The 5,653-nt window shown below is 63.2% G+C and carries 7 protein-coding genes; 6 read left to right on the forward strand and 1 reads right to left on the reverse strand.

Translation table 11 applies throughout. The annotated features are described in order from the left end of the window. The first annotated feature begins 164 nt into the window (after positions 1–164). A complete protein-coding gene (locus tag A2J03_RS16675; protein WP_068376016.1) occupies positions 165–1,190 on the forward strand; it encodes an NUDIX hydrolase in 1,026 nt (341 codons plus the stop codon). Positions 1,191–1,310: 120 nt separating this feature from the next. Beyond that, on the forward strand, positions 1,311–2,246 hold the full coding sequence (gene pdxS / locus A2J03_RS16680; protein WP_269455213.1) for a pyridoxal 5'-phosphate synthase lyase subunit PdxS: 936 nt from the start codon (positions 1,311–1,313) through the stop codon (positions 2,244–2,246). 9 nt (positions 2,247–2,255) lie between these two features. Here the strand turns inward: pdxS and A2J03_RS16685 are convergent, their stop codons facing one another. Next, positions 2,256–2,888: a hypothetical protein gene (locus A2J03_RS16685; RefSeq protein WP_231912566.1), complete on the reverse strand. Its 633-nt coding sequence runs from the start codon at positions 2,886–2,888 to the stop codon at positions 2,256–2,258. 63 nt (positions 2,889–2,951) lie between these two features. Between A2J03_RS16685 and A2J03_RS16690 the strand changes: the two genes are divergently transcribed. The 4 genes from A2J03_RS16690 to A2J03_RS16705 all read left to right on the forward strand — a co-directional run. Continuing rightward, the gene (locus A2J03_RS16690) at positions 2,952–3,803 is read left to right on the forward strand and encodes an acyl-CoA thioesterase (RefSeq protein ID WP_068376019.1); all 852 of its coding nucleotides are present in this window, start codon (positions 2,952–2,954) and stop codon (positions 3,801–3,803) included. Continuing rightward, the gene (gene pdxT / locus A2J03_RS16695) at positions 3,800–4,402 is read left to right on the forward strand and encodes a pyridoxal 5'-phosphate synthase glutaminase subunit PdxT (protein WP_068376021.1); all 603 of its coding nucleotides are present in this window, start codon (positions 3,800–3,802) and stop codon (positions 4,400–4,402) included. Before A2J03_RS16690 ends, pdxT begins: the two co-directional genes overlap by 4 nt. Before the next feature lie 100 nt (positions 4,403–4,502). Then, a complete protein-coding gene (locus tag A2J03_RS16700) occupies positions 4,503–5,258 on the forward strand; it encodes a YebC/PmpR family DNA-binding transcriptional regulator (protein WP_068376024.1) in 756 nt (251 codons plus the stop codon). 92 nt (positions 5,259–5,350) lie between these two features. Continuing rightward, positions 5,351–5,653: crossover junction endodeoxyribonuclease RuvC (locus A2J03_RS16705; protein WP_197480828.1), on the forward strand; the 303-nt coding region annotated here is incomplete at its 3' end.

Below are 5,653 nucleotides of genomic sequence, written 5' to 3' on the forward strand. Positions count from 1 at the left end.
GCTGCGCTCGACTCGCTTCTGTCCTCCAGGGAGATGAGGGCAGGACTCGTTGCAGCGGCGTCCCGCGCCGTGACGGACTACGACTGGCCCGTCGTTGCCGAGCAGATCATGCGGGTCTACGAGGCCGTGACCATCGGAGGACAGAAAGTGCGGGCTGCAAGCTGATGACGCTGTCTGCTCTGACCATCCTTGTAGTCGGCCTCGTTGCTGTTCTGATCTTGGTGATCGGTCTGTGGGCCTACGGAACGGCGAATCGACTCGATCGGCTGCACGTCCGATCCGATCTGGCCTGGCAGTCTCTCGATTCGGCTTTGGCCAGGCGTGCCGTTGTTGCCCGGGCAGTGTCTGCCGCGACGCGCAGCAGTCTCGAGGAGAGTAGACATCTGGCAGCGTTGGCGGACACGGCAGAGCGAGCCGATCGTGCACATCGTGAGGCCGCAGAGAACGCGGTGTCGGTGGCGCTGGCAGCACTCGACCCAGCCGACCTACCTCCCAGGCTCGTCGCCGAGCTCGCCGACGCAGAGGCGCGTGTGCTGATCGCACGACGATTCCACAACGACGCGGTACGCGACACTCTCGCACTCCGCACCACTGCGCCCGTTCGGCTGCTTCACCTCGGTGGAACCGCCCAGTTGCCCACCTATTTCGAGATCGCTGAGCGTTCGGCATCCGAGACGTTCGGACACGAGGGACGCGCTGTTCAGCGCACCTCCTCGCGTGTCGTCCTCCTCGATGAGCGAGGCCGAGTATTGCTGCTGCGCGGCCACGATCCCGCCGTTCCCGATGTCTACTTTTGGTTCACTATCGGCGGTGCCGTGGAATCGGGTGAGAATCTGCGGGAAGCAGCAGTGCGGGAAGTGCGCGAAGAAACAGGCCTGACAGTTGCCGCAGCTGATCTGAAGGGCCCACTGTGGAGACGGGTGGCGACCTTCCCGTTCAACGGGACGCTGCTGCGTTCCGAGGAACTCTTCTTCGCATACCGCACTCAGGAGTTCGAGCCCGAACACGCCGGGTTCTCCGATCTGGAACGTCGCACGGTGACCGGGTATCGGTGGTGCACAGAAGCCGACATCCGATCCCTCGCCTCGACCGGGGAAACCGTGTACCCACAGGATCTGGCGGAGTTGCTCGACGAAGTGAACATCGTGCTGGCCCGACGCGTCGAGCCGGACGTGCGCGCTATCCGCTGAGGGGTCCAGCACCCTCGCACTGGCTATGGGAACAAGCACCAGTTCGGCCTATTATCGAGCGCGCTCCAAACGAGCCAGACTGTCCCCACACCTCAGGAGTTCGCTGTGACCAGCCCCATCGTGCCCGCATCCACTGCTTCCGATACCAGCACGGCTTCCGACAACAGTGGTGCCTCCGGAAGAGGAACAGCTCGGGTCAAGCGCGGCATGGCCGAGATGCTCAAGGGCGGCGTGATCATGGATGTGGTCACCGCCGATCAGGCGAAGATCGCCGAGGACGCGGGCGCCGTCGCCGTCATGGCACTCGAACGGGTCCCCGCAGACATCCGCGCCCAAGGCGGAGTATCGCGGATGAGCGATCCGGACATGATCGACAGCATCATCGCCGCGGTATCCATCCCGGTCATGGCCAAGGCTCGCATCGGTCACTTCGTCGAGGCCCAGATCCTGCAGAGCCTCGGTGTCGACTACGTGGACGAGTCGGAGGTGCTGACACCGGCCGACTACGCCAACCACATCGACAAGTGGAACTTCACCGTTCCGTTCGTGTGCGGTGCCACCAACCTCGGCGAGGCATTGCGTCGAATCACCGAGGGCGCCGCGATGATCAGATCGAAGGGTGAGGCAGGAACGGGCGACGTCTCGAACGCGACCACCCACATGCGCAAGATCCGCGACGAAATTCGCCGTCTGACCTCGCTCCCCGAAGACGAGTTGTACGTCGCCGCCAAAGAACTTCAGGCACCGTACGACCTCGTTGTCGAGGTTGCTCGCGCCGGCAAGCTTCCGGTCACGTTGTTCACCGCGGGCGGCATCGCGACTCCGGCAGACGCAGCGATGATGATGCAACTCGGTGCCGAAGGCGTCTTCGTCGGATCCGGAATCTTCAAGTCCGGCAACCCGAAGGAACGCGCCGAGGCCATCGTGAAGGCGACGACGTTCCACGACGATCCCGACGTGCTCGCGAAGATCTCCCGCGGGCTCGGCGAGGCAATGGTCGGTATCAACGTCGACGATCTCCCCGTCGGTCACCGGCTGGCCGAGCGCGGTTGGTGACTCGTCGACTCATCCGCGGGTGAGCAGAGCAGGTTTGTCCGGGTGGTCCCACCGAACGGTGAAGTCGGGTTCGAACTCGGTGTCGGCGTAATAGGTGAGAATCGGCGGGATCGTCCAACTGGCCTCGACCGGTGTTCTTCTGCGGAGCGCGCCCTCGCTCAGCTTCAGGTGCACGGTCACCGCGGCGTCGTCGATTCGGCCCAGGATCGTCGGGCCCGCGATGACGAGTACTTGGTCCGGTGCTGCATCGACGAGTCGGGCGCGCGCTGAGCGATCGGTCGCTTCGTCCCAGAGCCTGGGAAGAAAGCGGCCTCGGCCACCGGCGCGCAGAGGCGCCACCACTTCGCGGTCGACGGCGTCGAAGTCGAACCACGCTGTCCGGTAGGTCAGTTCGTCGTTCTTGGAATACTCGAATCGCAGTGACGCAGGACGAACATAGTCGTGAAGGTCGATTACCTCACAAGAACGTCCGGAGGATCGAATTCGCTCGCGGATCCGGTGAGCGAAGGCGACGGGCTCGGCGGCGTCCGCACCGTCGACCACACCGATTGTCCGACGGCCGAGTGGAATTCGATCGCAGATCCTCTCCACGAGGAGGTCGGGAAATATCGGTGCAGCGGCCGCAGAATGGTGGTGGGGCACCAGCCCATCTTGCCTGTCGACTGGCTTGTTAGCCTTCACCAGCAGTGACAAGAAAGGTGACCAATGGCCAGTATCGAGGACATTCTCGAACTCGAGCGCATAGAGAACGACATCTTTCGTGGTCGGACGTTCCCGAGTCTGTTGCAACGGACGTTCGGCGGCCAAGTCGCCGGCCAAGCTTTGGCATCCGCCGTCAACACCGTCGACGAGCAGTATCGTGTTCATTCGCTGCACGGCTATTTCATCCGGCCCGGCAATCCGACCGAACCGACGGTCTACATGGTCGAGCGTATCCGCGACGGACGTTCGTTCTGTACTCGCCGAGTGACCGGCATCCAGGACGGCAAGGCGATCTTCACCATGTCCGCGTCGTTCCACGTCGACGATGATGGAATATCGCATCAGGACACGATGCCTCGCGTCGTGGAACCCGAATCCCTGCCTGATCCACGCGATCTTCCCAACTTCGACAATTCGTTCTACGAAGAGTGGAAGGAGTGGGACATTCGCAGGATCCCGGACGATCAGACCGAGAAGCACGCGAGTCTCGCCGCGCAGCAACGAGTGTGGTTCCGGTACCGGGATCTTCTTCCGGACAGCCAGGTGTTCCACGTGTGCACACTCGCGTACATGTCGGACATGACGCTGATCGGTTCGGCAAAGGTTCCCCATCGCGATGTCGTCACGCAGACGGCGTCGCTCGATCATGCGCTGTGGTTCCTGCGGCCCTTCCGCGCAGACGAGTGGTTGCTGTACGACCAGACGTCGCCGTCCGCCGATTTCGGTCGAGCGCTTGCACAGGGACGGATCTTCGACAGGCAGGGTCGAATGGTCGCCGCAGTCGTGCAAGAAGGACTCATGCGCATCGAGCGCGACACGTCGAAGACGATCACCGATCCGTTCGTGCCCAAATGAGTGGCCCGACCATCGGCGTACTTGCGTTGCAGGGTGACGTCCGCGAGCATCTGGACGCGCTGTCGGCGAGTGGCGCGACTGGCATCACCGTGCGACGCCCCTCCGAACTGGACGCAGTCGACGGAATCGTCATCCCCGGAGGGGAGTCCACCACCATGAGCAATCTGCTATCGGTATTCGATCTGCTCGAGCCGCTGCGCGCGCGGTTGAAGGACGGACTACCGGCCTACGGTTCGTGCGCGGGCATGATTCTGCTCGCCACCGAGGTGCTCGACACCCGGCCGGACGCGCAGCATCTCGATGGGCTCGACATCACCGTCCGTCGCAACGCCTTCGGTCGTCAGGTCGACTCGTTCGAAACAGATCTCGAGTTCGTCGGCATCGACGGTGATGCTGTGCGAGCAGTGTTCATTCGTGCGCCATGGGTGGAACGAGTCGGAGACGATGTCGAGGTGCTCGCCGTTGTTCCCGACGGCCCCGCGGCAGGCAAGGTCGTTGCCGTCAGGCAGGGCGTGGTCATGGCCACGAGTTTCCATCCCGAGGTGACCGGTGATCGACGTGTTCATCAGCAGTTCGTGAACCTGGTTCGGGCGGCGTAGCGCCTCGATTCCGAGACCGGCCGAGCCATCTGGAGTCGACCACCGCCACGCACGCGTAAACTACGAACACTTGTTGTATGTACGAAAGGGGCTCCATCGCATGAGCGGCCACTCCAAATGGGCCACCACCAAGCACAAGAAGGCGGTGATCGACGCCAGACGCGGCAAGTCGTTCGCCAAGCTCATCAAGAACATCGAGGTGGCGGCACGTACCGGTGGTGGCGATCCGACGGGCAATCCGACGTTGTTCGACGCCATTCAGAAGGCGAAGAAGACCTCGGTGCCCATCGACAACATCGAGCGGGCCCGCAAGCGAGGCGCCGGTGAAGAAACCGGTGGCGCCGACTGGCAGACGATCATGTACGAGGGCTACGGACCCAACGGCGTGGCAGTACTCATCGAGTGTCTGACGGACAACCGCAATCGGGCAGCCGGTGAAGTACGCGTTGCGATGACCCGCAACGGCGGCAACATGGCCGATCCTGGATCGGTGTCCTACCTGTTCTCGCGCAAGGGACTGGTCACTCTGGAGAAGAACGGCCAGAGCGAGGACGACGTCCTGATGGCAGTGCTCGACGCCGGTGCCGAGGAGATCACCGACAACGGTGACACCTTCGAGATCGTCAGCGAGCCCACCGATCTCGTCGCAGTGCGTTCGGCGCTGCAGGAGGCGGGCATCGATTACGACTCCGCCGAGGCGAGCTTCCAGGCCTCGGTCAGCGTCCCTGTCGACGCAGACGGTGCGCGCAAGGTGTTCAAGCTCATCGACGCTCTCGAAGACAGCGACGACGTGCAGAACGTGTACTCCAATGTCGAACTGTCCGATGAGGTACTGGCCGAGCTCGAAGAAGACTGACGCCGATCCGTCGAGCGGGTGTCGCAGCCGCGCGCTGCGGTAGTCCTCCGCTACGCTATCGAACAACAGTTCGTAAGCGGAAGGTGGCAACAGTGCGCGTCATGGGCGTCGACCCCGGCTTGACCCGGTGTGGGTTGAGTTTGATCGAGGGCGGGGCAGGGCGCAGCGTCATCGCTCTCGATGTCGACGTGGTTCGAACGCCCGCCGACATGGACCTCGCGCAACGGTTGTTGCGGATCGCGGAGGCAGCGGAGTACTGGCTGGATACCCACCGGCCGGATGTAGTTGCCATCGAACGCGTCTTCGCTCAGCACAATGTTCGAACCGCGATGGGAACCGCACAAGCGGGTGGTGTCATCGCCCTTGCGGCGGCCCGCCGGGGGATCGACGTGTGC

This window comes from Rhodococcus sp. EPR-157, from assembly GCF_001647195.1.
Classification (GTDB): domain Bacteria; phylum Actinomycetota; class Actinomycetes; order Mycobacteriales; family Mycobacteriaceae; genus Rhodococcoides.

Excerpts from the sequence above, each read along its gene's own strand:
- pdxT (WP_068376021.1), top strand. The coding sequence starts at position 3,800 with ATGAGTGGCCCGACCATCGGCGTACTTGCGTTGCAGGGTGACGTCCGC.
- A2J03_RS16700 (WP_068376024.1), top strand. The coding sequence starts at position 4,503 with ATGAGCGGCCACTCCAAATGGGCCACCACCAAGCACAAGAAGGCGGTG.
- A2J03_RS16675 (WP_068376016.1), top strand. The coding sequence starts at position 165 with ATGACGCTGTCTGCTCTGACCATCCTTGTAGTCGGCCTCGTTGCTGTT.
- A2J03_RS16690 (WP_068376019.1), top strand. The coding sequence starts at position 2,952 with ATGGCCAGTATCGAGGACATTCTCGAACTCGAGCGCATAGAGAACGAC.